Annotated in this window: 24 protein-coding genes; 15 read left to right on the forward strand and 9 right to left on the reverse strand. The window is 50.8% G+C overall.

Translation table 11 applies throughout. The annotated features are described in order from the left end of the window. Positions 1 to 139: 139 nt before the first annotated feature. From LKE08_RS11150 to LKE08_RS11160, 3 genes are all read right to left on the reverse strand, one after another. Positions 140 to 1,168, reverse strand: coding sequence for a M42 family peptidase (locus LKE08_RS11150; RefSeq protein WP_324704320.1), 1,029 nt, complete (start codon positions 1,166 to 1,168; stop codon positions 140 to 142). Between the two features lie 512 nt (positions 1,169 to 1,680). After that, entirely contained in the window at positions 1,681 to 5,541 is a 3,861-nt protein-coding gene (gene cobN, locus LKE08_RS11155) for a cobaltochelatase subunit CobN (protein WP_324704297.1), read from the reverse strand. A gap of 95 nt (positions 5,542 to 5,636) precedes the next feature. Next, on the reverse strand, positions 5,637 to 5,936 hold the full coding sequence (locus tag LKE08_RS11160) for a DUF3288 family protein (protein ID WP_324704298.1): 300 nt from the start codon (positions 5,934 to 5,936) through the stop codon (positions 5,637 to 5,639). A gap of 405 nt (positions 5,937 to 6,341) precedes the next feature. Between LKE08_RS11160 and patX the strand changes: the two genes are divergently transcribed. Further along, a complete protein-coding gene (gene patX / locus LKE08_RS11165; protein ID WP_324704299.1) occupies positions 6,342 to 6,542 on the forward strand; it encodes a heterocyst-inhibiting protein PatX in 201 nt (66 codons plus the stop codon). A gap of 128 nt (positions 6,543 to 6,670) precedes the next feature. Here the strand turns inward: patX and LKE08_RS11170 are convergent, their stop codons facing one another. Continuing rightward, positions 6,671 to 6,871: a hypothetical protein gene (locus tag LKE08_RS11170; protein ID WP_324704300.1), complete on the reverse strand. Its 201-nt coding sequence runs from the start codon at positions 6,869 to 6,871 to the stop codon at positions 6,671 to 6,673. Positions 6,872 to 7,270: 399 nt separating this feature from the next. On the opposite strand from LKE08_RS11170, the gene LKE08_RS11175 reads away from it, so the two are divergent. Continuing rightward, positions 7,271 to 7,483: a hypothetical protein gene (locus LKE08_RS11175; RefSeq protein WP_324704301.1), complete on the forward strand. Its 213-nt coding sequence runs from the start codon at positions 7,271 to 7,273 to the stop codon at positions 7,481 to 7,483. 324 nt (positions 7,484 to 7,807) lie between these two features. Further along, positions 7,808 to 8,311 (forward strand): DUF427 domain-containing protein, encoded by a 504-nt coding sequence (locus tag LKE08_RS11180; RefSeq protein WP_324704302.1) that lies wholly within the window; start codon positions 7,808 to 7,810, stop codon positions 8,309 to 8,311. A gap of 53 nt (positions 8,312 to 8,364) precedes the next feature. On the opposite strand, the gene LKE08_RS11185 is transcribed toward LKE08_RS11180, so the two are convergent. Beyond that, the gene (locus LKE08_RS11185) at positions 8,365 to 8,676 is read right to left on the reverse strand and encodes a hypothetical protein (protein ID WP_324704303.1); all 312 of its coding nucleotides are present in this window, start codon (positions 8,674 to 8,676) and stop codon (positions 8,365 to 8,367) included. Positions 8,677 to 8,749: 73 nt separating this feature from the next. Then, complete coding sequence (locus tag LKE08_RS11190; protein ID WP_324704304.1) at positions 8,750 to 10,153, reverse strand: DUF2079 domain-containing protein; 1,404 nt, start codon at positions 10,151 to 10,153, stop codon at positions 8,750 to 8,752. Positions 10,154 to 10,296: 143 nt separating this feature from the next. On the opposite strand from LKE08_RS11190, the gene LKE08_RS11195 reads away from it, so the two are divergent. Together LKE08_RS11195 and LKE08_RS11200 are read left to right on the forward strand one after the other, a co-directional pair. Then, positions 10,297 to 12,162: a glycosyltransferase family 39 protein gene (locus tag LKE08_RS11195; RefSeq protein ID WP_324704305.1), complete on the forward strand. Its 1,866-nt coding sequence runs from the start codon at positions 10,297 to 10,299 to the stop codon at positions 12,160 to 12,162. Between the two features lie 70 nt (positions 12,163 to 12,232). After that, a complete protein-coding gene (locus LKE08_RS11200; protein WP_324704306.1) occupies positions 12,233 to 12,736 on the forward strand; it encodes a hypothetical protein in 504 nt (167 codons plus the stop codon). On the opposite strand, the gene LKE08_RS11205 is transcribed toward LKE08_RS11200, so the two are convergent. Next, a complete protein-coding gene (locus LKE08_RS11205) occupies positions 12,733 to 12,924 on the reverse strand; it encodes a hypothetical protein (RefSeq protein WP_324704307.1) in 192 nt (63 codons plus the stop codon). The two genes, LKE08_RS11200 and LKE08_RS11205, sit on opposite strands and share 4 nt — an antisense overlap. A gap of 36 nt (positions 12,925 to 12,960) precedes the next feature. On the opposite strand from LKE08_RS11205, the gene LKE08_RS11210 reads away from it, so the two are divergent. The 3 genes from LKE08_RS11210 to LKE08_RS11220 all read left to right on the forward strand — a co-directional run bounded on the left by LKE08_RS11210 (position 12,961) and on the right by LKE08_RS11220 (position 14,669). Further along, entirely contained in the window at positions 12,961 to 13,314 is a 354-nt protein-coding gene (locus LKE08_RS11210; protein ID WP_324704308.1) for a hypothetical protein, read from the forward strand. Positions 13,315 to 13,505: 191 nt separating this feature from the next. Then, a complete protein-coding gene (gene rd / locus LKE08_RS11215; protein WP_324704309.1) occupies positions 13,506 to 13,664 on the forward strand; it encodes a rubredoxin in 159 nt (52 codons plus the stop codon). 126 nt (positions 13,665 to 13,790) lie between these two features. Next, a complete protein-coding gene (locus LKE08_RS11220; RefSeq protein WP_324704310.1) occupies positions 13,791 to 14,669 on the forward strand; it encodes a site-specific DNA-methyltransferase in 879 nt (292 codons plus the stop codon). 82 nt (positions 14,670 to 14,751) lie between these two features. On the opposite strand, the gene LKE08_RS11225 is transcribed toward LKE08_RS11220, so the two are convergent. Together LKE08_RS11225 and LKE08_RS11230 are read right to left on the reverse strand one after the other, a co-directional pair. Beyond that, positions 14,752 to 15,528, reverse strand: coding sequence for a hypothetical protein (locus LKE08_RS11225; RefSeq protein ID WP_324704311.1), 777 nt, complete (start codon positions 15,526 to 15,528; stop codon positions 14,752 to 14,754). Positions 15,529 to 15,531: 3 nt separating this feature from the next. Then, positions 15,532 to 18,690: an Eco57I restriction-modification methylase domain-containing protein gene (locus tag LKE08_RS11230; RefSeq protein WP_324704312.1), complete on the reverse strand. Its 3,159-nt coding sequence runs from the start codon at positions 18,688 to 18,690 to the stop codon at positions 15,532 to 15,534. A gap of 145 nt (positions 18,691 to 18,835) precedes the next feature. Between LKE08_RS11230 and LKE08_RS11235 the strand changes: the two genes are divergently transcribed. The 7 genes from LKE08_RS11235 (at position 18,836) to LKE08_RS11265 (ending at position 24,980) form a co-directional block, all read left to right on the forward strand. Continuing rightward, entirely contained in the window at positions 18,836 to 19,357 is a 522-nt protein-coding gene (locus tag LKE08_RS11235; RefSeq protein WP_324704313.1) for a MerR family transcriptional regulator, read from the forward strand. Positions 19,358 to 19,500: 143 nt separating this feature from the next. Next, positions 19,501 to 20,754: a lipid-A-disaccharide synthase gene (locus tag LKE08_RS11240; RefSeq protein WP_324704314.1), complete on the forward strand. Its 1,254-nt coding sequence runs from the start codon at positions 19,501 to 19,503 to the stop codon at positions 20,752 to 20,754. Positions 20,755 to 21,039: 285 nt separating this feature from the next. Beyond that, positions 21,040 to 22,221, forward strand: coding sequence for an RtcB family protein (locus LKE08_RS11245; protein WP_324704315.1), 1,182 nt, complete (start codon positions 21,040 to 21,042; stop codon positions 22,219 to 22,221). A gap of 148 nt (positions 22,222 to 22,369) precedes the next feature. Next, positions 22,370 to 23,188 carry a tetratricopeptide repeat protein gene (locus tag LKE08_RS11250; RefSeq protein WP_324704316.1) on the forward strand — a complete coding sequence of 273 codons (819 nt, stop codon included), beginning with the start codon at positions 22,370 to 22,372 and terminating at the stop codon, positions 23,186 to 23,188. Between the two features lie 203 nt (positions 23,189 to 23,391). After that, complete coding sequence (locus LKE08_RS11255; protein ID WP_324704317.1) at positions 23,392 to 23,928, forward strand: cyclic nucleotide-binding domain-containing protein; 537 nt, start codon at positions 23,392 to 23,394, stop codon at positions 23,926 to 23,928. A gap of 148 nt (positions 23,929 to 24,076) precedes the next feature. Beyond that, positions 24,077 to 24,442, forward strand: a complete 366-nt coding sequence (locus LKE08_RS11260) for a ferredoxin-thioredoxin reductase catalytic domain-containing protein (protein WP_324704318.1) — start codon at positions 24,077 to 24,079, stop codon at positions 24,440 to 24,442. 127 nt (positions 24,443 to 24,569) lie between these two features. Beyond that, positions 24,570 to 24,980 carry a DUF309 domain-containing protein gene (locus LKE08_RS11265; protein WP_324704319.1) on the forward strand — a complete coding sequence of 137 codons (411 nt, stop codon included), beginning with the start codon at positions 24,570 to 24,572 and terminating at the stop codon, positions 24,978 to 24,980. Positions 24,981 to 25,124 lie beyond the last annotated feature (144 nt).

The raw sequence follows: 25,124 nt of genomic DNA on the forward strand, positions 1-25,124 counted from the left end.
CTGGCCCCCAAACCCCCAATTCTGGGGGCTCGGAAAATTGTCTGGCCCCCAAACCCCCAATTCTGGGGGCTCGGAAACCGCCCAGTTTTACCCATGATTTCACGTTGCTATATCTGCGCTTTGGTGTCATCAGTCGCGATCAACTTAAATAACTCGTCAACAGGCGGATGCAATGGGCGATCGCACCCAAATGGGCGATCTCGAAACCGTGGGTATTTTGGGTGGGAAAACTCAAACAGGCGGCGCGGGCGACGTGCCCGAATTTCATGGCGATGGACGCATCGCTGCCGAAGCCGCGAATAATTGCCTGTTGAACGGGGATATTTTCTGAATTGGCTGCATCCAATAATTCGGCATTCAATCCCTCATCATAAATCCCATAACCATCCTGGGATAACAACACCGGAGAGTCCCCATCTTTGATGGGATATTCCGGGGCGAGGGGGCAAATTTCCAGGGCGATCAAGGCATCGAGGCGAGTGCGGTTCGTGAAATACAACGCCCCGATCGCGCCGACTTCTTCCTTGGCAGACGCGACGAGATACACCGTCACCGGAGGCGTTTTAACTTGCTCCGCCAACGCCAAAAGAATGGCGACGGAGGCTTTATTGTCGAGGGTGTAACTGGCGATATAGTCGCCGAGTCTAAATGGTTTTTTCCGGTGCTTTCCGACGACGACGCGGGTTCCCGGACGCACGCCAATTTTCTGGAGTTCTTCGGGCGATCGCTTCGTTTCCACCCAGGCAACTTCCCAATTCAACGCCGCGTCAACCTGCAAGGCTTTCTGAGGGGATTCGTGGGAAACGTGGCGGGAACCGAAACTGAGAATTCCCGAAATCGTTTCGCGATCGCCGAGTAAGTCCACCACCCCTTCGCCGTAAACCCAAGGAAACGATCCGCCGAGTTTGCGAATTCTCACCCGTCCGTCCGGTTCGACATGGTTGACGAGGGCGCCAATTTCGTCTTTATGTCCGGTGATGGCGATGGCGCGATCGGGGTTTTTCCCCGGTATTTTTGCGATCATATTTTCGCCCTCATCTTTCCCCACTTCCACCCCCAATTCAGAAAAGCGATCGAGGAGGAGGCGATCGATTTCGTCTTCGTCACCGCTGGGGGAATGACACATCACCAGTGTTTCGATAATTTGAAACAGTTCTTCAAATGCCAATGGAGTTCTCCCGTACAATTCATTCCTATTGTAATCTACAGAAGGTCGATCGCACTCTTCGGCGGTGATGGAGGGCGATCGTCTGTCGGGGACTCTCATTCCCTCCGCACGGATGAACTCCCGCCATTCCCGCGATCGCAGATTTTAACAGTTGAAAACAGCAGGGATTGGGAATGGCGAAAAGCGCCCCTGGAGCCGATTTTAGCGATGGGAAGGGTATCGCTGTCGGGGACGAGACGCACCGGTGCGATCGCCCCGATAGAGGCTCCTACGGGGCGAGGATAATTTTTAGTTGTGTAGGGTGCATTCCCACTCATCCTTCATCGTTAAAGTCGGTTTTTGAAGGTTGGGAATGCACCGTTATCGTTTGTTCTCACAGGCAAGATGCCTGTGCTACAAAAGCAAAATAAGATGGAATTTTTATTGATGTTGGTAATAAAAAAATCTCTGTGTCCTCTGTGCCTCTGTGGTTCAATTTTCCCCCCCTCCTTATCAATTCCGAAAATTAATAATTATAAATTATTCTCGATCGCCCCTTCCGCCTCCAAAACGATCGCCCGCAACTCCTCCAACAACTTGCCGTCACGCGATCGCCACATCCCCCGCTGATTCGCCTCCAGCAGCCGTTCTGCCATATCCCGCAGCGCCCAAGGATTTTTGTCGCGGACGAATTCTTGCACCTTTTCATCCAAAATATAAGCCTCCGCCACCCCCTCATACATGAAATCTTCCACACATTTCGCCGTCGCGTCGTAGGCGAACAAATAATCCACCGTCGCCGCCATTTCAAACGCCCCCCGGTAGCCATGCCGCATCGCCCCGGCGATCCATTTCGGGTTCACTACCCGCGATCGATACACCCGGGAAATTTCCTCCCGCAACTGCCGCACCTTCGGATTTTCCGGTCTCGAATTATCGCCAAAATACGTCTCGGGATTTTCCCCCCGCAGCGTCCGCACCGCTGCCGTCAAACCGCCCTGAAACTGATAGTAATCATCGGAATCTAACAGGTCGTGTTCCCGGTTATCTTGGTTGTGTAAAACCACCTGCATCTGTCGGAGGCGGCTTTCAAAGGCTTCCGGCGCCGCAATTCCCCGTCCCCCGGTGTAGGCGTAGCTACTCCAATTCAGATAGGCCCGGGCCAAGTCCGCGTCGTCCGTCCAATTTTGGGCCTCGATCAACCCCTGCAACCCCGCGCCGTAGGCCCCCGGCTTCGACCCGAACACCCGCAACCGCGATCGCGCGATCGCCTCATTTGCCGTCAACCCCTCCTCAACCCAGGTTTGGGCCTCCCGGCGCACCGCCGCGGCCAGGGGGTTGTCTTCCGGGGCTTCTTCGAGGCTGGAAACGGCTTCCACGGCGCGATCGAACAGGTCGATCAGATTCGGAAACGCATCCCGAAACAGCCCGGAAATCCGCAGCGTCACGTCAACTCTGGGGCGTCCCAATATCGCGATCGGCAGGATCTCGAAATCCACCACCCGCCGCGAGGCCCCCTCCCAAACGGGCCGAACCCCCAGCAGGGCGAGGGCTTGGGCGATGTCGTCGCCCCCCGTCCGCATCGTGGAAGTGCCCCACACGGACAGGCCGAGGGTGCGGGGATATTCGCCGTGGTCCTGGGTGTAGCGTTCCACCAGGGCCTCCGCTGCCAACTGGCCCACCCGCCAAGCGGTTTCCGTGGGGATGGCGCGGATGTCCACGGCGTAGAAATTGCGCCCGGTGGGGAGGACGTCGGGCCGTCCCCGAGTCGGCGCACCGGATGAACCGCTGGGCACATATCCGCCGCCGAGTCCCCGCAGCAAGTTCTCAATTTCGCGATCGCATTTTTGCAGGTTCGGCAGCAGTTTTGTTTCAATCCAAATCAATTCTTTTTGGGTCAATTCCCCCGGCGATTCTTCGGGATTTCCGGTTATTAATTTTTCGACTAAAATGGCGGCTCGATCTTCGATCGCGGCGATCGCATCTCCCACCGTCCGGCTGTTGTCAAGAAACCGGGTTTCTATGAGAGGGTCTGGGTTCTCATTAAAATTGTCCTCAGAAACCCGGTTTCTACTCCCCTGGCTGTTGTCAAGAAACCGGGTTTCTATGAGAGTGTCTGGGTTCTCGTCAAAATTGTCCTCAGAAACCCGGTTTCTACTTCTAACCCGATTCTCAAACGGATCGCCGGGATTCGCCGTCAGGGGGTCAAATTCCAACCCCAAATCTTGGGCGATCGCTCGGGTCAAACCCAATCGATTCTGACTCGGATGGCGGGCGATCGCAACGATTAAATCCCGCAATTGTCGCCCTTCCGGACAGCGCCCCAAAATGTGCAAACCGTCCCGAATTTGACTTTCTTTCAACTCGCATAAATAGCCGTCGATCGCCCCGAACAATTCCGCCGCCACCTGTCCGTCAGACAATCCCAAATCCCGATATAAATTTTCGCTGCGGATTAACTCAACAATGCGATCGCCAATTTTTGAAAGCCGCGAGGGATCTAAGGCTTGGGCTTCGTAATATTCATCCATCAACCCTTCCAATTGTTGCAACGGGCCGTATAACTCCGCCCGCGTCATTGGGGGCGTGAGATGGTCTAAAATAACGGCCTGCGATCGCCGTTTTGCCTGGGAACCCTCCCCCGGATCGTTGACGATAAACGGGTACAAATGTGGCATCGGCCCCAACGCGACTTCCGGGTAACAATTCGCCGACAATCCCACCCCCTTACCGGGCAACCATTCCAGGTTCCCGTGTTTGCCGACGTGCACCACCGCATCGGCTTGAAAGCGCGATCGCAGCCAATGATAAAAACCCAAATATTCCGGGGTCGGTTCCAAGTCCGGGGCGTGATAATTCAGACTCGGATCGATGTCGTAACCTCTCGCCGGTTGAATCCCCACAAAAATATTCCCCAATTGCAATCCTGAAATTGGCAAAACTTCCGGGGGATTCTCGAAAAAGTGGCGACCCCAACGATTTTTAATTCCATCTTGCACAACTTCGGGCAATGTGTTAAAATAAGACAGGTAATCTTCCCATTTTAAAAACTGTCGCCAGATGCGGATATCGCGCCCTTCCGGGTCGTTGGTGACTCCGGCGGTGAGGGCTTTAATTAAATCATCGCCCGTTGTTGGAAAATCCGATATTTCATATCCCGCCCATTTCAACGCCTTGAGAATTTCCACGCAACTGGCGGGGGTGTCGAGTCCCACGCCGTTGGCGAGTCTGCCGTCGCGGGTGGGATAGTTGGCGAGAATCAGGGCGATCCGCCGTTGCTGCGGGGGCTTTTGTCGCAATTTCACCCAATTTGTCGCCAAATCCGCCACAAATTCCACCCGATCGCCCGCCGGTTCGTAGTGGACGACATCGGTTTCCAGACGGCGATCGCGGTTTTTGACACCTTTAAAAGAAATGGCGCGGCTGATAATTCGCCCGTCCACTTCCGGGAGGGCGACATTCATGGCGACATCGCGGGGAGACAATCCCAAAGGGCTCTCCCGCCACCGATTTTCCGTCCCGCCGCTGAGAATCGCCTGCAAAATGGGAACGTCGAGGGAAAAGAACGGATCGCCGGAAATTTCGTCGGAATCGATCGCGGAAATTGAAAAACTGGTGGTATTTACAATAACTTGAACGTCGCCGAGATGGGCGATCGCTTCAGTTTGAATTTCGGGATCTCGCAGGGAGGAGACGAACAGGGGAACCGGGTTGATTTGGCGATCTGCCAAAGCCGCACACAAACTATCAATCGGGGCAGTATTGCCCGATAAATAATGGGCGCGATAAAATAAAATCCCGACCGAAGATCCCCCCCGTTGTTGGGCTGGGGTTCCAGAAAATCGCCAAGGATAGCGCCCGACGCGGGGAATGGCAACCGGCGGGGGCGGGTTATAATCGGTTTCCAAATAGCGATCGCAGACAAATTGCAGGGCGGCGATCGCATTTTCCACCCCCCCCTCACTCAAATATCGCCAGAGGCGGTTGGCGACGGATAGGGGCACGGTGGATTGACTGATCAAATCCGGATCGGGGCGATCGTCTCCGGGTAAAATAATGATCTCGGTTGGCGTGCGATCGGCTAATTCCGCCAAAACTTCCAACCCGTAGGACCAATAAGAGCGCCCCCCCAACAGCCGCAAAATTACCACTTTCGCCCCACTCAAAACCTCGTCGGCGTAGGTATCGATCGTCAATTGCTGTTGCAAATTGAGGAGGTTTGTCACCCGCAAATCGGGGAAGTCCGGGGGCAGATCGGCGATCGCGCCCGCCAACGTCTGAATTTCCGTATCGGCGGCGGTGAGAATGACAATGGGCGCCGGAGTCTGTTCGATAAAAACAACCCCCTCCGCGTCCGGGTTCCATCCTCCAGGTGTGGCAGCAATTCGATGCATAATATGTCAATCCTTGTCCGCAGATTTCGCAGATTTTCGCAGATGATTTTTTTGGGGGGCGACTGGAGTCGGGAATTGTTAATGATTGATTTTTCTCAGACCCAATCCTCGCGATCGCTTTGATTTCCCCGGTAAACCAAGCCTTTGGCGTGAATTTCTCGGGTTGTCTCGAACAGGGTGTCTTCGGTGTAGTTCCACTGCTTCATGATTCGCTCCAAGTCCCGCTGGATATCCCGGGCGCCGGGAAAGCCCTGGTAGCGAATTTTCAGCCGCGCCAACTCGGCCAGATCGCGTTCGGTGGGTTGCCGGCTGTTGAGTAGGTTGTTGGCGATGTCGCGATCGCTTTTGTATTGGGGGTGTTGTTGGTCGCGGGTGGACTGTTGCAGATCGGTCATGGTTGGGGGGAGATTTTAGGAGGCAAACTGAACCGGCTTGATTATACAGCATTTCTCCGTCGGGCCGGGTGCGGTTGTCGGCCATCTGAGGGCGACCGCCGGCGGTCCATCGTCATTGAAGTTTTGACGCGCCCGACTTTCTATTGTTTTTCGGCTTCGCTTCGAGAGTGGGAACAAATCCGTCCGATGAAGCCGTTAGTATTGGTTCCATTCCGGCCACCTGCCAGGGTCTCTAATCGGGCGGTCGGATGGGAATGGCGATCGCAAATGGGGAACCGAACCCCCTCCTAAAAACGGGGAATTGGGGATGTAATTTTCTCCCGTTTCCATGAATTTTAAATTTTGACCGGACGGTTGAGAGAACAGTCGTATTAAATAGCAGACACTCTCACGGACAACTCCCTCATGCGCCTTTACAGCTTGATTCTGCTGTCCGGCTTGGTGCTACTCAGCCCGGGCGACCGACAAATCAATCAGATGAAAACCATTGTTCCCGAGTCTTCGGGTTCGTCCTTACCTGCGATTTTGAAAATGACTGAAGCCATCTCAGAAACCCATCCTCAATCCGATGCCGAACCCCACCGAGGTAGCGGCCGCCGAGGTTAAAGTATAGCATCGAAAGCATCATCGTTTCGAGCCGCCGAATGTCGATCACGGCGCGTCCTGACTGACCGCAGACGAGAAGGCATCGGCGCGTCAATGCGGATGATGAGTGGGAGCGATCGCGCACTGTCTCATTGCCCATTATAGAAAATCAAATCCGGTTTTATGACCCGTCTTTCAATCGGGTCAAATTCCGGCTTCAGCTCTCCCGACAATGCTTTTAAAAGGGTCAGTTTGTGGGAGGCGATCCGGCGCGATCGCCCCCCATTCTGACGCAGAATTGTCGCCCAATTCCCGTCCTCGCAGCGATCAAACTCCGTTTGGGTTTTCAAAAAACCTGACAAATTTTGCAAAAAAACCTGACAAAATGGAGTCCCGATTGGCGGTGGGATCGTTTATATTGAATTGAGAACAATTCCGGAACGATCTCCGAGCCGGACGACGCGATCGTTCCATCGAAACGGTGTTGTTTAATCCGACGCATCTACTGACACTGAATTAACCTTCATTTTTATTTTCGATCAGGGTCAACCCAACCACCGGGTATTCCGGAGGGAAATTTATGGCAAATTTCCATCCGCTCGGGGTGCTTAATATTGCGGCCGCCACCGAGACAATTGGGGATCTCGAATGGGATTCCCGTGGCGATGGGCAATTGTGATTTATTTTTTTTCCGGAAAATTCGGCGACAGTCCGGCATTGATTTACAGACAGATAAGGTAGCATTTTCCATGAAATATCAAGCTCAACTTTTCGCCACAATCGCCCTCATTTTGGGCAGTTTTGGGAGTCCAGTCCTGGCCGAAACTGCGGCGCGATCGCCATCGGAATTGAATCCAAAATTTGAGTCGGAACTTCCCGGCTTCCCAATCTCCATCATCAACTGTGCGACCGAGTCCGAAAACACTCCCGAGCGCCCCGACCGAGGAGAAGGTCGCCGTTGAGAACAACTCGGTCTGATCGTCGCGACTAAAATCCCGACGAATACTCCTTTTCAATCTCCCCGATGAGTCAATCATTTTGACTCATTTTTTTTGAAAATTTGACCAGATTTTGCAACTCTGATCACCCGAATTTGGGATCAGCTATCTCCAATATCGCCGCCGGCAATGGTGGGTTGGAGCCGGTCGGGTCGCCGACATTTCCGAAGGATTTCACCGACCGAGGGGGGCTGCAGGTCGCCCCGCGTTCTCCATCCTGGCAAAGTTGAAACGAATAATTTATAATACTCGGAGTCCTGTAAAAAAAACAAATCCCCAACTTTTAAAATGAATTTTTTCAGACCCAAACCCATCCCCCCAGGCCCCGGTCAGGAATCCGTTTGGGACTATCCCCGTCCGGCGAAACTGGAAGACACGGACAGACGCCTGCGAATTATCTTCAACGGCGTCACCCTGGCGGACACCCGCAACGGCAAGCGGGTTTTGGAGACCAGCCACCCCCCGACCTACTACATTCCGGGGGAGGATATCAAACTCGAATACTTGGTGGAAACTTCCCGGCGAACGATGTGCGAGTGGAAGGGCGTTTGTGTCTACTACGATGTCGTCGTCGGCGATCAAAAAGTCCCCAATGCGGCTTGGTGTTACGTCCAACCCACGCCCGATTTTGTGGATATCCGGGATTGCTACAGTTTCTATGCCAGTCTCATGGACGAGTGTTATGTGGATGACGAATTGGTACAGGCCCAGACGGGCGACTTTTACGGCGGTTGGATCACGAAAGATATCGTCGGCCCCTTCAAAGGCGGCGCCGGGACGATGGGTTGGTGAGTTTTAACCCTTCAAAATGGGGTGAATTTTTCCTTCACCCCTCTCACTAGGTTTTATAAAAATTTCTTTTTCAATTGTTCGAGAATGGGAATCTCTTGAATGGGCCGATCGCCGGGAATTGAATGGGGACGGTGGCCCACCTGCACTGACGGGAGTTGGCTGTGGTGTAACCAGTCCATGACCATCAGGGCGACCACGATGAAAATGGCGTGGCTGACATACTCCATCATCCGACCGGAAACCGATTCGGGATGGGATGTTGCTGGGGCGATGATGCGATCTGCCGGGCCCGTCTCTTCCACAGCGGGAAGCGTGGGGGGAATTGCAGGTCGCTCGGAATCGGGAACGGGGTGAATACCAGACATCGGTTATCAATTAATTCTGTACTAACCTGTGTATCATCACTCGGGCTCTTCAAAATTCCGGCGGTCCGACCCATCAATGGGGACCGGGGATCTCTCGGTGAAATAAAACCACCCCATCCCGCTCGTATTCGAGTCGGAACTCCGGGGTCTTTTGAAGCCGGACGATGAGGGTTTCGACAAGTTCCGGGGAACTGTTCCACCCCGGATAGCTGGCGTTGAGGAGAACCCACTCGAACCCTTTCAGGTCGAGGGTTTCGGCTCCCCGGGCTGCCAGCATCACGATGCGGCGGTGGGTGAGGTGGGGGGCGATGTGGTCGGCGGTGAGGACGCTTCCGGGGGTATCGACGAGGGCGACGGCTTCTCCGGTGGCGGACACCGTGTCGAAATGGCGGAGATATCGCGACCCGAAATAGCCGTATTTGGCGAGGGCGAAAAATGCGACCAGGGACCACAGCAGGATGTGGCGGGGATTTCGCAGCCATCCGCCCTCCGCCGACAGGGTGGAAATGACGGCCAGCAACAAAAAGGGCAGGATGGGGAGGGAGTAGTGTTGGGTGAGGTTTTTCTGCTGGAGGCTGTCGCTGAGGAGGTTGAGTCCCAATAGGGGTCCGGCCCCGATCAAGGGGGTGAGATGGCGGGGCGAGAGTCCCCAGAGTACGGGAACCGCCAACAGCAACAGGTATTCTAAATTGGGCAGTGTGAAGAGTCGGCTCAGAACCAGTCCGGGTTTCAGAAACAGGTTTTTCGCGATTTCCGGGAGCGAGTCCCCCAGAAAATTGTATCGCCTCACGGCTTCGGGCCCGCCGTCGCCGAAATGGGGGATGATGATACCGGTGGCAATGATAAACCAGGCCGCGCCCAAAATCAAGGCGATCGCGCCGCAGCGTCGCCGCCGTTCAAAAATTAACAGCCAGATCCCCATCGCCGCCACCGTCAGGGAGAGGACGGCTTTGCAGCCCAAAATTAATATCACCGCCAGGGAAAACCACCCCACCCGGTTCGCCCTCGCCGCCCAAATGGCCCCCAGCAGCAGGGGGACGGCGATCGCTTCCGGGTGAAAGTCGAACAAATTGGCGTTGAAAATCAGGGGATACAGCAGGTAAACCGCCACCATTAGGTTGGCTTGGTTTTCCTTCAACCCCGCCTGCAGGGCCAGCGATCGCGTCGGGATCGCCCCGGCGGACAGGGCGATCGCCTGGACTGCGAACAGCCAGCGGACATCGGGATAAATTTTGTAGGGGAGGGCGAGGAGGTATAAAATCCAGGCGGCGTGGTCGCCGAGAATGTGGATGCCCCGAAAGGTGACGAAGGGTTCCTCTCCCCGGCTGATCAGATAAATGCCGTTGTCGAAGATCCCCAAATCGAAGGCGTTGGACTGAAACAGAGCGTGACGCCAACTGCTACAAAAAAACAGCAGCAAACTGCCGAGGAAAATGAGAAGCGGGAGGGGATGGGGCGGCAGCAGCGGTTTTTTCATATACACCCGTATTGGCAAAAACAATTCAGAAAAGACCCGTTAAACGGCAAAATACCAGGAGAATGCCTTTCGAGTCAAATGGTTTTTTCGGTCATTCTTGCTACATTGGGGGGTCGTGGTTGAAATTTGGGAGGGTCAACAGGTTGAAATTCGCCGATACCATCAGACGCGGGCCAGTCCAGCCCCAAGCGGGCCGAATCGCAGCGATCGCGGGGTTGGTGGCGATCGCGATCGTTGCCTTTTTGTGGCATCTGGGCAGCGTCGGTTTGGTGGACGAAACCGAACCGCTGTTCGCCGAAGCCGCCCGCCAGATGAGTGTGACGGGAAATTGGATCACCCCTTATTTCAACGGGGAAACCCGCTTCGACAAACCCCCGCTTATTTATTGGTTGATGGCGATCGGTTATTCGATTTTTGGGGTGAACGAGTGGGCCGTGAGACTGCCCTCTGCCCTGTCCGCGATCGCCCTGATGGCGGGGTGTTTCTTCACCCTGCGGCGGTTCGGGGTGCCCTCGGGCGATCGTCGGGATCTGTGGCTGTCGGCCTGGATCGGTTCCGCGATCGCCGCGTTGAACCTGGAAACCCTGGTTTGGGCGAGGCAGGGCGTGTCCGATATGCTGTTGAGTGGCTGCATGGGGTTGGGCCTTCTCAGCTTTTTTTGGGGCTACGCCACCACCCCGGAAAAGCAACCCCCGAAAACGGTAAAATTTCGGGATATTTTTCATTTCCAATTTCCCAATCAATGGTATTTGGGATTTTACATTTGGACGGGGTTGGCGGTGTTAGCGAAGGGGCCGGTTGGTGTCGTCCTCCCCGGTTTAATTATCCTCTGTTTTTTGATTTATGTCAATCGTTTATTCTCGGTGTTTCGGGAAATGGGGTTGATTTGGGGGGCGATTATTTTTGGGGCGATCACCGTCCCCTGGTATGTTTTGGTGATCCTCGAAAACGGTCAAACCTACATCGATTCCTTTTTTGGCTACCACAACTTTAAACGGTTTACCCGCGTCGTCAACGGCCACAGTGCCCCCTGGTACTTCTATTTTATCGTGGTGGCGATCGGCTTTATGCCCTGGTCGGTTTATTTGCCGATCGCCTTCTCCCGCCTGCAATTTTGGAAGCGATCGCCCTGGACCCGCCAACCCCGATTCACTCATTTAAAATTATTCTCTTTTTTCTGGTTTTCCTGCATTTTCCTATTCTTCACCGTCTCCGTTACCAAACTCCCCAGCTACGTCCTGCCGTTGATGCCGGCGGCGGCGATTTCTGTGGCGATTTTCTGGACTGAAGAACTGACCCAAAACCGCGATTTCAGTTTTGCCAAAAACCGGGGATTTTTTGTCACCGTCATTGTCAATATTTTGTTTTTGGCGGCGGTGGCGATCGCCATTTTTGTCAGCCCCAATTTGATCGGCCCCGATCCCGCCGTTCAAAACCTCCCGGAATGGGTCAGAACTTCCGGTTTGCCCGTCGTCGGCGGTGTCATCTGGATGGCGACGGCCGTTTGTATCACTTGGATGATACGCGATCGCGAAGCCACCCATCGCGATCGCTGGCGTCTGGTTTTGATCCCCAACTTTCTGGGATTTATTTTATTTTTCGGTTTGCTGTTCATTCCCGGTTTATTCTTGGTCGATGCAGCCCGACAACTGCCCCTGCGATACCTTTCGGAAAGAGTGGAAACGGTTCGGCAGGCCGACGAAGAATTGTGGATGCTGGGATTTGAAAAACCCAGCGTGGTTTTTTATACCCGCCGACCCGTGCAGTTTTTTGAAATTCGAGATTTTTTTAAAATCCAAAGTCCCCCGCTTTTTTATGTGATTGAATCCTTAAAAAACGACCCGGAATCGGATACCGCGATCGCCATCAGCCGCCCCAAAGATTTGCAGAAATTGGGGTTAGATCCCACAGATTATCCCGTTTTGGCGGAACGGGGACGCTATCAACTGATTCGCCTGTCGAAACAAATTTTGCTTTACCGAGTCCTCAATCATACATCGGACTCCTAGCGATCGCGAGATCGGCGGTGGCGGAATATACTAAAAATTGCAGGTCAATCTATTTTTCACGAGGCGATCGATGAAACCTATTTTATCCTCTGTTTTTCGGCTATTGTTGATGACGGTTTGTTCGAGTCTACCGGCGATCGCACAATCGGACCCGGTTCCCATCATTTCTTCCCCCGCGATCGAAGTTTCCGCCGAACCGCCCTTGGTCGATTCTTTTACCTTTGAAGAACTCTTGAAAATCGGCGGAGGTGGTTGTGGAATGGTTCTCTGGAAAGGGTCGGGAACCCACGAAGACGGGTTGATTTTCTTCAACGGCCTCCTCGAAAGTACCGCCCTGATGAAAGTCGATGGCAAGTTCGTGAATTTCAGACGCATCGAAGCGGAAGGAAAGGATTTCTACGGTCAAAAAACCGGCCAAGTTTTTATCAGCCCCGACGAGACGATCCGGGTCGCGATCGAGGTCAAATTGGGGGAACCCGGACTCGAATCCGTCGCAATTGAATCGGGAACGCTGCGAATTTCACGCAACGGCCAAACCTTGGACATTCCGGTTGCGGGCGATGCCGGGTGTTAGGAATGGAGGCCCTCTGACCGCCGTTCCGTCACCTCCACAATACCCGACAATCGGGCCATTTTCCGTATCGAAAAATACCCGGGGCGATCGGGTTGCCAGATCCGGCTTTGATGATTAAGATTCAGGCAGGTATCGTCGCCGGTCGAGTGGAATTGAAACCGAACCGTCGCGATCGCCGATTCTGCCATTAAAACACCGTCATTTTAATTCGGAGAGGCAACTCAATGAACGTCCAAAAAATCATCCTCAGAGGTTCTTATTTAGATCGGTTGGTCGAGGAACTCTGTGACCAGTTTCCCCACCCGGTCGTCCGCACGTTTGGAAATGTTACCGTCATCGTCGAAGAGTCTTTCTCCGCCCGCATTTCCGCCAACTTGTCAACGACTCTGATCTTAAATTATGCCCAGTTCGACTATTGTGAAATTGACCTCATTACCGCCGGGGGAGACGTGGGATTTTTGAAACTCGGTTACGGGGCTGGAAAAGCCCGAATTCAGAAATTTATGGACACCCTAAAGGAAATGTGTGACGCCCACAATTGGACGATTGAAACCGTGGAAGAACTGCAACCCGCTTAAAATAGCCCGACCTTCGGGAGCCTAATATTACCCTCGGGGCGGGTCGGGCGACATTCTGTATCTCGACCCGCCCCCATTTCAAAAATTAACCCAATTAAGATTGCCCTCCAATCCGGGTTTCTGGTAAAATTAGTAAGACCTCTATGAGTTTCTTCTGTCAACCATCATTCCTGTCACAATTGGGGATTTTTATGCAGAAATATGTATGCAATGTCTGCGGGTATGTTTACGATCCGGAAGTCGGCGACCCGGACGGTGGAATCGAACCGGGAACCCCGTTTTCAGACATTCCCGACGATTGGGTTTGTCCAGTGTGCGGCGTGAGCAAGGAGGATTTTGAACCCATGTAAACTTCATTCCAACTCGATGTTTCCGCAACCATCCACCCGGGAAACGCGATCGCCTGGGGGATGGTGCGATCGCCTCCTATGCCAGTCTCTCCCCCAAGATATTCCCATCTCTGCTTTTGGATTCACATGATGGTCAATCAACTCTGTTTCGATTTCGATCGCTCTCCCGATTTTCCCTACAAAAATTATATCAGCAGTCCTCCAAAGCCATACTTGACCACCAAGCGGGGAGTTTTATTTGAGGAAGACTGTTTAAATATATTGCCCCAAATTAATGACAATTCTATCGATGTCGTGTTTGCCGACCCACCGTTCAACCTGGGCAAACAATATGGTGAAAAACACGATGATGATTTGAGCGAAGGTCGATATATCGAATGGTGCAAATCTGGGATCGATGAGTGTTGTCGCGTCCTCAAAGAAGGGGGCAGTTTTTTTCTTTACAACTTGCCCAAGTGGAATATTTTACTGGGAAGCCACTTGGTGGAACGGGGGTTATCGTTCCGCCATTGGATCGCGATCGATATCAAATTCGGCTTGCCGATCAAAAACCGCTTGTATCCCAGCCATTACAGCCTTCTTTACTATACCAAAGGAAAACCCAAAACCTTTCGCAAGATCAGAACCCCCATCGAAACCTGTCGCCATTGCGGCGGCGAAATCAAAGATTACGGCGGACATCGAAAAGCCATGAATCCTTTGGGAGTCAATTTGACGGACGTTTGGAATGACATTCCTCCGGTCAGACATTGGAAGTTCAAAAGCAAAAAACGCAAAACCAATCAGTTATCCACTAAAATTCTCGATCGCGTCGTGGAACTCTCCAGCATCCCCGGCGATCTCATTCTCGATCCGTTCGGCGGCAGCGGGACGACCTACGCAGTCTGTGAAGCCAAAAAACGCCACTGGATCGGTATCGAAATCCAAAATTGTGACGTGATTTTAGAACGGCTAACCCGAGGCAATCTCTGCTATCACAAAAATGACGATTATGTTGGAGCTTAAATTTTAAATTTTCTTAAAATCTCGATCGCAAACAACCAACAAAAATAAAGAGAGACTTTAAACGTATAGAGCGATCGCTTCTCTATTCTTCACTATCTGATACTGGCTTAGAAACTTTGGTTGATTTAGTTTCTTGACTTACATTCGATTTTTTTGTAGATTGCAAGTTTAAAATTAAGTGATGACAACGAAATTTTTTCGGGTATGGTTTGTTTGGGGGGACGGTGCGATCGTGATCTGAGACTTTATGATCGCGATCCAAAAAATCGGGATGATCGGATAAAGTGCAAGGCACTTTTTTTTCAATATTTTTAAACACTCTTTTGGGATTTCCTGTAAGCAAATATCCCAGCATTCCTGCTTCACTAGAAAAGGGTGAATATCGACAAGTCAAGAAGTTGAATTTGATCTCCTTAATATACTCGGAAAGTTTTCCTTCCGTCTTTAAAACCTTTGCTTCTAATGGCAGTTTAATTTGTGGATTTGCTCGTAAGATAAATGCAATATCATAGGATGGTGGTTGAGCTTGATTGGAATAAGTTGTTGTAAATTCAGGTGCTTCATGCTGTACATCAAAGGCTTCATCGAAGGCTTCATCTCTTGTCATTACCCTTCCTATTCTTGACTCTAAATTAGAAGTTGTATCTTTCTCAATTTGCTTGTCAGCTTTATTACAATCAACCCGATCTAAAACTTCATCTTTTAGCAGATCATATCCACGCCATACAAACTCAAATGCCTGATCAGTTAGTCCTGTTGGCCATTCTTTAATAAGTTCATCATATCCTGGCTTTTCTAGCAGCAGATCTGTAATTGTTCTACCTGTTGTACCTGGTAGATTATCCCTAAACATATTCATAAATTAAAAACTTTGATTGTTACCGTATGCTGCAGCCATAATGTCAGCTACAACTTCATCGGCATCTCGTAGTGCCATAGAACGAGTCCAATAGCGAATTTTATCTGGTTTAATCAGATAAATCGTTGGTACTGGTTCTCCATTCCACTCAGTTGATTCATAAACTCTGGCGACACGCTGATAAAAAATTCCTCCAGCGCCAGAATTATTTTGATTTATGAAAAAGTCATTCACCTCATTCAAACGTTCGAGTAAAAGATGAGAAATTATCGGTTCTATTTTAATTCCATTATGAATGAATTTGTTTAAGTATACCGCAACTAAACGAACCGGCAAATAATCGTCATTTGATTCTTGAAAAATCGTTGCACAGACTTCTTTTTCTTGTCCAAAACTGGCTCTAATTACCCGCATAAAATATTCGCAATATGGAGTCAAATGAGGTTCCTGTAGGTTATCAACAGAATGATGGATTAAGCGACAAGTTTTCTGTCGTCCAGGAGAAGATTTACTTCCCTCCTTAAAATCTGCCAAAGTGTAATCAAACAAATCATTAATTAAAGTCCATTCACTGTCCTTGAAAGAAAATGCAGCACGGACAGCTTCATCAACGTCTTCCCAACTCTGGATATCTTCTATGGAGAGCGTAACTCGATCAGGAATGGGTACACGAAGCAAATCTGAAGGTTTAATCTCTGGTCTGTAATTTGCAAATCGATGACTTGATAAAAGCAAATAATAAACAGCTAGTTTGCTATTATAGCTCAAACAAGCTGCTTCCATAATTGATAAATTTTCAGGTTCAATATGGACAGTGACATAACTGCCCGAACACACAATTCCTTCGCCCGATTTCTCGGGTTGAATCAAGACAGCTAAAAACCGTTTTCTTTGACTTGGATAACTCATTTTTAGGATCATCTGAGGACTTCTAAATGCCGAGAAGCTTGTGGAGTCTTTCCAGTGAACTTCATCATTATCATTGATCGGCAAATCATCGGATTTTAAAATCAAAAAAGAATTTTCAATCAAGTTGGATGATCGAGGACCTTCTAATATTCTCTTATTTTTGATGAATTCAATTTTTTTTCTCTTGGTTCCTCTGATAATTCCTTGGCGAGTTTTGGCGATTCCCTGTTCTTTAAGTTTGGCTAAATTAGAAGCATTATTCAATCTAGATATCAATTGAAGATCCCGTCTATTTCCCCACATTAAAGATGACCAAATAGTAGGATTTTTTCTGACCTCATGTGGATAAACTATGTGGAGATCTGGCGGTTCGATAATAATTTTATAAGTATCTTCTTGCTCTTGATTGGGTTTGGGACAAATATAGTAAAAAGGTTCTCCTCCAGATGTAGTTCGGCGCAGCGACATGATGCAAGGCGGAGAAACAGCCTTGGAAAATATTTTAAATCTCAATGCTGACAAATTGACAATCTCCTCAATTTTAACTTCCTCAAACAACCTATCTCGGAACTTTTTGGCGGGTTTTTGTTGATTGGAAAGAAGTGTTGAGACAGGCTGTATCAATGACAAAAGACCACCTTGTTTTATCAAATAAATTGATTTTGCAGTAAAAAGAGTACCGATATTATTATCGGCTATTGTCCAATTATTTTCTTTAGCCCAGCTTTTAGCTATTGGCGTGCTACTTGATTCGCCCCAAGGAGCATTACCAACAACTAAGTCATAAGTACCTGCATCTAAATTACTGCGGAATCCAGAGCAAGTCTCGTCAAAGAAATCAGCACATATTAATCTTTTATCCCGCAGTCTAGGAAAGCGAACTTCATTCTCCCAATACTCAGAAGGTTCGATACTATCTAACATGGTCAAATAAAGGCTGAAAGATGCCACCCTAACCGCCTCTTTATCAATATCAACACCAAAAAGATTCTTCTCCAGCAAAGTTCTGAGAACATCGCCCGGTATTCTTTGACCATTGTGAGCCACTTCCCACCGATAAATTAATCGCTGAAAAGCCTTTACCAAAAAGATTCCTGAGCCACAGGCTGGATCGAGAATTTTCAGATCCCATTCAAGTTCATTCCAAGGAAGGACACCATCTAAAATAAAGTCAACGATATATTCGGGTGTATAGTGAACTCCTGCCCCTATTTTTTTTATCTTTTTTGGCTTTTGAGTGACAAACTCTTCATAAAGACTACTAATAAAATCAAGAGGAATAACATCAAAAGAATAGTAGGGCCAGAGACAAAGTTGCCCACTACCCATATCCAAGTCTCCTCTGACAAATTCGGCAAGAGTAGTTAAATAGCGATTACCTTCTCTGCGAACCCTTTGTATTTCAGCTTGCCATTCAGCTTCCCGTTGGTCTTCGGTTTCTCCTTTTCCGGGAAATAAATCACCATTAAACTTATTGTTCAGCCAACGGAAGAGATTGTAGGTATCATCAAAATTGTCAAGGATTTCGGGCAATTCTCCTTCTCCGTATACCTTAGATAGAATGCCTTGTCTATGCAACTCTTCTAAGATCGTATTATTCAATGCAGGTATACCGTTAGAATCTTGTTTTTGAAATAAAAACTGAATAAAAATTATTCTTGCTAATAAATCATGAATTGTTTCACTATCCAATCCCTTATTCTGAAGCTGCTGTCGAACTTCCTTGAGATTTGACAACAGCATTTGGTCAGCCGCACCACTTCTTTGGAAACGGTTTTCGTGTTTTTGGAAAAACTCTCCAGAAACCAATTCAACCCACTGAAGGGCATTTGCTGCTTGTTCGACCAGATCATTCTCAGTAATCCTGAAAACCGAGTTGGGTTCTTCCTCATCTTTGTCTTTTGGAGGTTCACAGCATGACCAAACTCGAAGCAGTTGAGGCTCTATTGTGATCAAAGATCGCGCCCGACTGAAACTCCAAGCCAGCCTATACGTTTTCTCAATTATTTCTTGAGAGACAGGTCTACTAAACTGGCAAATAATAGCCAGCGGTGCTTCCGTTTCATCACCCTTTGGGTTGGCTGCTAGTACGCTAACTTTTAGTCCTTGAGTATCCTCGCGGAATTCTCTCTTGAGTTTTTCTCCAATTTTTTCGCGGGCCAACTTAGCATAAACCTTCGGGCCAGATCCGCTAGGTTCCCAGATCTGGTCGGGTTCAGGCCAGTAAAGCCTTTGGTGAGCTAGTTCTAGCATCCGAGATGTTGACATAACCCCAAGCTATCGTTTCAGGCGTTCAGGTTGAAACCGCTTTAGGATATAATATCACTTTGATGGCAAGCGATCGTCAAATGTATTATAAATTTTGCAAATCGTCATACGTTGTATTGATATCAGCCCCATGTCTCTCATAGAAGGCTTCACGCGAACGGAAACCCTGGCTTTGACCGAAACCACGTCCAATCGCCTTCAATATCTGGAGAAGAAGGATCTGGTCGTCCCCCAGAGATTCGGCAAATCCCGCAAACCCACTGTTATCTACACATGGGAGCAAATTCTAGAAATTCGGGCTATCAAGCATCTGCGAAAAGAAATTTCACTTCAGGCTGTTCGCAAAATCGTCCAATTCCTGAATGAGAGCGGGTTCGACGACAGTTTGAGAGATAAGCAGCTTGTCGTGATAGATGATGATGTCTTTTGGATTCGCCAGGATTGGCAAGATTTTCCCGAGAAAATGCCCTCTGCAATGAAAATCGCGGGTAAAAGTGGAAAAGGTGTCGGTCAATATGTTTTACTCGTAATTCCTACCTTAACTGATATTGTTAATGAAGTTTGGGAAGTGGCTAAAACATCAGAGGTAATCGATTTCGATAATTTTAGACAACGAGCGAAGGCGCAATATACTGAGATTGTTTCGGGCTAATTGTCTTTCTAAAAATATGTAAGATAGTTGAAAACCGGGCCAGATGACTGGCGACGGCGCGACATCAGAACTGAAGCGATCGCCTCAAACTGCTTCAAAATCCAGTATTCTGATCGATCGCAACCCATCCCCCACCCCCAAAAATGCCCGCAACCGCCGACATCCTCATCCTCTCCAACGGCCCCGGAGAACTGACCACCTGGGTGCGTCCCGTCCTCGACGCCCTCCGCCGAAACCGCCCCGACAACCTCGATATCAGGATTTCCCTGATCCTCTCCCCCTGTCCCAACGCCACCGGACGGGAAGTGGACATCGCCCGATCGCACCTCGGAATCGAGCGAGTCCAGGGCCCCGAACACTTTTGGCCCTTCCTGCTGCGGGGGAAAACCGCGCAAAACTGGGACTGGCGCGATCGCGGTTTGGTGATTTTTCTCGGCGGGGACCAGGCCTTCACCCCCATCGTCGCCCGCCGTCTGGGATATCAAAGCCTCGTCTACGGCGAATGGGACGTCCGCTGGTGGCGGTGGATCGACCGATTCGGGGTCATGAAACCCGAGATTGTCGCCCGCATCCCCAAAAAATACGCCGCCAAATGTACCGTCATCGGCGATCTGATGGCCGACATTTCCCCAAATATCCCCGAAACGACCGGGGAAGAATTAATTGCGCTGCTGCCGGGATCGAAAGCGGCCAAACTCGTCCAGGGCGTTCCTTTTACCTTGGCGATCGCCCGATCTCTCCGCCGCCGTCGCCCCCAAACCCGCTTCGTCATCCCCGTCGCCCCCACCGTCGATCTGGCCACCCTCGCCCGACTCGCCGACCCGCGGCACAACCCCCTCGCCGACCGTTTCGGCGGCATTTCCGCAAACCTCCTCCAAGAGGGCGATCGCGCCGTACTACAAACCGAAGACGGGCTGCAAGTGTCCCTCCATACCCGAACCCCCGCCCACGACCTCCTGTCCCGCTGCCGTTTCGCCCTCACCACCATCGGCGCAAACACCGCAGAATTGGGGGCTTTGGGCGTACCGATGATGGTTTTACTCCCCAGTTACCAACTCGACGCGATGCGGGCCTGGGACGGAATTCCCGGCCTTCTGGCCAACCTCCCCGGCGTGGGGACGCCCCTCGCCAAAGGCATCAACGCCGTCGCACTGTGGTATCTGGACCGCAGCCATAAATTGCTGGCTTGGCCGAATATCTGGGCGGGGGAAGAAATTGTCCCGGAATTGCGGGGGAAGCTGAAACCCGAAATAGTCGCCGATCGCGTGTTGGAATACCTGGAAAACCCGGAATCCCTGCAAAAAATGCGCGATAGTCTCCGAGAAGTGCGCGGAGCGCCCGGTGCCGCCCAAAAACTCGCCCAGATCGCGATCGTCATGCTTTCTGACCGGGTGTAGGAAAGTTAATATGCGATCGCGACACTTGCGATATCTCCACGGGGTTGACATAATACTACAAAAATAATACAATACCAAAATATAACCACTCAAAGTCCCTCTTGGTAAGGAGGATTTGGGGAGATATCCTCCGATTTTACAGGCGTGAAGATCCCCCCCAACCCCCCTTAAAAAGGGGGGAGAATACTATCAAAGTCCCCCTTACCAAGGGGGATTTAGGGGGATCTTCATTGATTTATATTCCCCATTCCCTATTACCAATTCCCTATTACCCATTTCAAAACCATGCCTTACAAACCCTTAAAACTCTCCGCTCCCAACCCCGTCCTCTCCTGGGCGGATCACGATTTGGAAGCGGCGGAAACCAAAATGGCGAAAAATGTCGCCTCCCTGCCCTTCGTCTTCAAGCACGTCGCCCTGATGCCCGACGTCCACCTCGGGAAAGGGGCGCTGGTTGGCTCGGTCATCGCCACCAAAGAAGCCATCATTCCCGCCGCCGTCGGCGTGGATATCGGCTGCGGAATGTGCGCGATTAAAACGCCCTTTGTCGCCGACCAATTGGAAGGCAAACTCAAAACCATTCGCCAAGAAATTGAAGCGGCGATTCCCGTCGGTTTCAACCAAAATAAAGAGGTCGAAACGCCGGTGTCGAATTGGCAGGGCTGGAAACAGTTTAAAGATCTCCATTCCAAAGTTCAAAATCTGGAGGGGAAAGCCCTCAAACAGATGGGATCTTTGGGCGGTGGAAATCACTTTATCGAACTGTGTCTGGATGCGGATGACCAGGTGTGGCTGATGCTGCATTCGGGTTCCCGCCACATCGGGAATATGTTGGCGCAGCGGCACATCGATACGGCCAAAGAATTGGCGAGATTGGCCGAGGAAAAGCTGCCCGATCGCGATCTGGCTTATTTTGTCGCCGGAACCCCCGAATTTGCGGCCTATTGGCGGGATTTGCAGTGGGCGCAGAATTACGCGCGGTTCAACCGGGACGTGATGATGGCGCGGTTCAAGGGCATCGTCGAACGGGCGATCGCGGGCGGAAAGCCCACCAAACCGCTGTTGGAGGTGAACTGCCACCACAATTATGCCGAAAAAGAGGTGCATTTCGGTGAGGAAGTGTACGTCACCCGCAAGGGGGCGGTGCGGGCCAAAGAGACGGACTACGGCATCATCCCCGGTTCGATGGGGGCCAAATCCTTCATCGTCAAAGGCAAGGGCCACGCGGACAGCTATTGCAGTTGTTCCCACGGGGCGGGGCGCCTGATGTCCCGCACCCGGGCGAAAAAACAGTTCGACATCGACGATCTGATCCGGCAAACGGAAGGAGTCGAATGTCGCAAGGATCGGGGGGTGATCGACGAAATTCCCGGCGCCTACAAACCCATCGAAACAGTGATGAAGCAACAGTCCGATCTGGTGGAAGTGGTCGCCACCCTGCGGCAGGTGGTTTGCGTGAAGGGGTAATTCGAGGTTCGGTGTCCGATGACAGGCCTGGTTTCTCAGGAAGCCAGGTTTTTTTGAGCTTTCAGCTATCAGCTTTCAGGTATCAGCAGATTGCGTCTCTTGTTTTATCATGAAGATCTGTACCTTTAGCAACAGGAGATAGGGTTCGATGGGATATGCGATCGATGTGAATGGAGAGAATTTCAAGTCGGAGGTGTTGGCGAAGTCGGCCGAAAAAGTGGTGCTGGTGGACTTTTTTGCGACCTGGTGCGGGCCTTGCCAGGTGATGAAACCGATGTTGGAGCGGCTGGCCGGAGAGTATGATTTTGTATTGGCGAAAGTGGATGTCGATCGCTCTCCGGAGTTGGCGAGTCAATATGGCATCGAGGGGGTTCCGGATATCCGCATCGTCAGCGAGGGAGAAGTGATGCCGGGATTTGTGGGGGCAATTTCCGAGGCGCAACTGCGGGAAGTGCTGCAAAAATTTGGCTTGAAATCGGAGTTGGAGACGGGGTTGGAGGTGATCGACAGCGCCGCCGGATCGGGGGATTTTAAACGGGCGAAGCACCTGTTCGATTTACTGTTTGAAAAATATCCAGACAATCCGGAGTTGACGCTGAAAGCTGCCAGTTTTTTGATTTCGGTGGGGGAGATTGAGGGGGCGAAAAAGTTACTCTCGACAATCCGGGAAGATAATCGCCAATATTATTCTAAAGCCCGGGCGTTGGAAAACCTGTGTGAATTTCGGGCGATGGCCGAGAATCCCGGGGAAGAAGAACTCGATCGGCTTTTTGCGGACGCCTGCCGTCACGCGCTGAAAGAAGAATACGAACCGGCACTTTCTTTATTTTTAAAAGTGGTCGGGATCAGCCGCAAATATCGGGATGATGGGGCGAGGAAGGCCATGCTCACCGTGTTTGAATTGCTCGGCGACGAACATCCCCTCACGCCGAAATACCGCAAACAACTCATGTTACAGTTATACTGAGGTTGCGAACCTCTGAGAAAGGTGGCTGGGGGGTAAAATTTAAAGAAAATTTAAGATTTGGCGCGAGATGAAGGGGTAGGGATGGGGGAATTTTCGGATCTCGGGGTTTTCATCTGCAACTCAGAGGGTTGTTCAGCTTCGTTCCCCCATCGATCGCATGAAAAAATGGCACGGTAAAATTTCATTAGAACTTTCGAGGCTTTATGAATAAAGCACTGGTTATTCTGGGCGAATTGACCAATCGAGATCTCGATTGGATGTTGAGGAACGGCGAGCGAAAAGAACTGGAATCCGGCACGGTTTTAATTGAGGAAGGCCAGCCGATCAATGCGCTTTACATCGTTTTGAAAGGGACGTTGGTGGCATCGGTGGCGGCATGGGGAAATCGGCAGGTTGCCAAACTGAGCCGGGGAGAAGTTCTTGGCGAAATGTCCTTCGTGGATGGTCGTATGCCCTCGGCAACCGTGACGGCGGCAGAACCCTCTTTGGTTTTGTCGGTGCCGCGACAAAAATTGTCGGAAAAGTTGGAGGTGGACGCTTTATTTTCGCTCCGATTTTATCGGGCGGTGAGCAAGTTTTTATCCTCCCGCCTCCGCAACACGGTGACGCAATTCGGCGATCGCTCTCAGGCCCTAGACCTTCCTTCTGCGGAGGAATGGGATCAACAGAGCCGAGAGAAAGCCGACCGGTTCGAGGAAATTATGGAACGTTTGCTGGGTGAATACCACGTCAAAACCTAGTCGGACTCGACCGCGGCTGCCCCGAAGTTGAGGGGATGGGGTGCGGCACTTCGCACCTCGCCCGGGGTGATCGGGCAGTCGGACTTCAAAGGCGATCGCGTTGTGCGTTACAATTTAAACACGTTGAATCAAGAGTGCTTCCTCGATTATGACAGAGCAAACCAACGAAAATCTCTCCACTCAAAAAAGCTTGGAGGCGATGAAGCGATTCGCCGAACAGTATGCCAAACGGACCGGAACCTATTTCTGCGCCGATCCTTCGGTGACGGCGGTGGTGATTGAAGGACTCGCCAAACACAAGGACGATCTCGGCGCTCCCCTGTGTCCCTGCCGCCACTACGAAGATAAGGAAGCGGAGGTTAAAGACACCTTCTGGAACTGCCCTTGCATCCCCATGCGGGAACGCAAAGAATGTCACTGTATGCTGTTCTTGACACCGGACAATGATTTTGCCGGAGACCAGCAAAGCATTACGATGGAAGAATTGGAAGCGACCCGAAATAGCATGGTCTAGGCGAGACTCCTGGATTGAAAAACGAAGGATTGAAAGCGCGTTTATTGAGGGTTTAATAATGCGATGCCTCGGATATCAATCTGGGGCTTTTTTCCCTCCAATTTCCGTCAAAAAAACCGATAATCCGATGATCGAAGAAATTCCTGCAGAATTTTGGCAAGGTATCGAAGAGTTTAATCGCCGAGAATATTACGCCTGTCACGACACCTTGGAGGCGCTGTGGATGGAAGCCGGAGAACCCGAAAAACGATTTTATCAGGGGATTTTACAGATCGCCGTTTCCCTGTACCACCTCGGCAACGAAAATTGGCGGGGAGCCGTCATGTTGATGGGGGAAGGAATCCGCCGCCTCCGGGATTACGAGCCGAGTTATTTTGGCATCGATGTCGAAACGTTGGTGACTCAAAGTATCGCCTTATTGCAGGCTTTACAAGGGGCCGGCGCGGAAAATGTCAAAAACTTTATTCCGTCGGCGGATGATGCGAAATCGAAGGATTTTCCGACTATTCAAAAACTGAATGAAGGAGACGGAGAATAAATAAAGCGACTGGCGATAGCCAAAGTGCGTAGTGGAATGTTTGATCTAAAACTGTGAATTAAAAAATAAATGGTGGGTTACGGCGCGGATGAAAAGTTGTGGGTTTTTCCGAAAAATTACTGCCGCGCCTAACCCACCCTACTG

Origin of the sequence: Lyngbya sp. CCY1209, from assembly GCF_035615495.1 — a bacterium.
Classification (GTDB): domain Bacteria; phylum Cyanobacteriota; class Cyanobacteriia; order Cyanobacteriales; family Microcoleaceae; genus Limnospira.

Excerpts from the sequence above, each read along its gene's own strand:
- LKE08_RS11160 (WP_324704298.1), bottom strand. The coding sequence starts at position 5,936 with ATGACCGATCTGCAACAGTCCACCCGCGACCAACAACACCCCCAATAC.
- LKE08_RS11250 (WP_324704316.1), top strand. The coding sequence starts at position 22,370 with ATGGGATATGCGATCGATGTGAATGGAGAGAATTTCAAGTCGGAGGTG.
- LKE08_RS11235 (WP_324704313.1), top strand. The coding sequence starts at position 18,836 with ATGTCTCTCATAGAAGGCTTCACGCGAACGGAAACCCTGGCTTTGACC.
- LKE08_RS11180 (WP_324704302.1), top strand. The coding sequence starts at position 7,808 with ATGAATTTTTTCAGACCCAAACCCATCCCCCCAGGCCCCGGTCAGGAA.
- LKE08_RS11205 (WP_324704307.1), bottom strand. The coding sequence starts at position 12,924 with ATGGCAGAATCGGCGATCGCGACGGTTCGGTTTCAATTCCACTCGACC.
- LKE08_RS11185 (WP_324704303.1), bottom strand. The coding sequence starts at position 8,676 with ATGTCTGGTATTCACCCCGTTCCCGATTCCGAGCGACCTGCAATTCCC.
- LKE08_RS11200 (WP_324704306.1), top strand. The coding sequence starts at position 12,233 with ATGAAACCTATTTTATCCTCTGTTTTTCGGCTATTGTTGATGACGGTT.
- LKE08_RS11240 (WP_324704314.1), top strand. The coding sequence starts at position 19,501 with ATGCCCGCAACCGCCGACATCCTCATCCTCTCCAACGGCCCCGGAGAA.
- cobN (WP_324704297.1), bottom strand. The coding sequence starts at position 5,541 with ATGCATCGAATTGCTGCCACACCTGGAGGATGGAACCCGGACGCGGAG.
- LKE08_RS11230 (WP_324704312.1), bottom strand. The coding sequence starts at position 18,690 with ATGCTAGAACTAGCTCACCAAAGGCTTTACTGGCCTGAACCCGACCAG.
- rd (WP_324704309.1), top strand. The coding sequence starts at position 13,506 with ATGCAGAAATATGTATGCAATGTCTGCGGGTATGTTTACGATCCGGAA.
- LKE08_RS11175 (WP_324704301.1), top strand. The coding sequence starts at position 7,271 with ATGAAATATCAAGCTCAACTTTTCGCCACAATCGCCCTCATTTTGGGC.
- LKE08_RS11260 (WP_324704318.1), top strand. The coding sequence starts at position 24,077 with ATGACAGAGCAAACCAACGAAAATCTCTCCACTCAAAAAAGCTTGGAG.
- LKE08_RS11245 (WP_324704315.1), top strand. The coding sequence starts at position 21,040 with ATGCCTTACAAACCCTTAAAACTCTCCGCTCCCAACCCCGTCCTCTCC.
- LKE08_RS11190 (WP_324704304.1), bottom strand. The coding sequence starts at position 10,153 with ATGAAAAAACCGCTGCTGCCGCCCCATCCCCTCCCGCTTCTCATTTTC.
- LKE08_RS11255 (WP_324704317.1), top strand. The coding sequence starts at position 23,392 with ATGAATAAAGCACTGGTTATTCTGGGCGAATTGACCAATCGAGATCTC.
- patX (WP_324704299.1), top strand. The coding sequence starts at position 6,342 with ATGCGCCTTTACAGCTTGATTCTGCTGTCCGGCTTGGTGCTACTCAGC.
- LKE08_RS11265 (WP_324704319.1), top strand. The coding sequence starts at position 24,570 with ATGATCGAAGAAATTCCTGCAGAATTTTGGCAAGGTATCGAAGAGTTT.
- LKE08_RS11220 (WP_324704310.1), top strand. The coding sequence starts at position 13,791 with ATGATGGTCAATCAACTCTGTTTCGATTTCGATCGCTCTCCCGATTTT.
- LKE08_RS11210 (WP_324704308.1), top strand. The coding sequence starts at position 12,961 with ATGAACGTCCAAAAAATCATCCTCAGAGGTTCTTATTTAGATCGGTTG.
- LKE08_RS11225 (WP_324704311.1), bottom strand. The coding sequence starts at position 15,528 with ATGAATATGTTTAGGGATAATCTACCAGGTACAACAGGTAGAACAATT.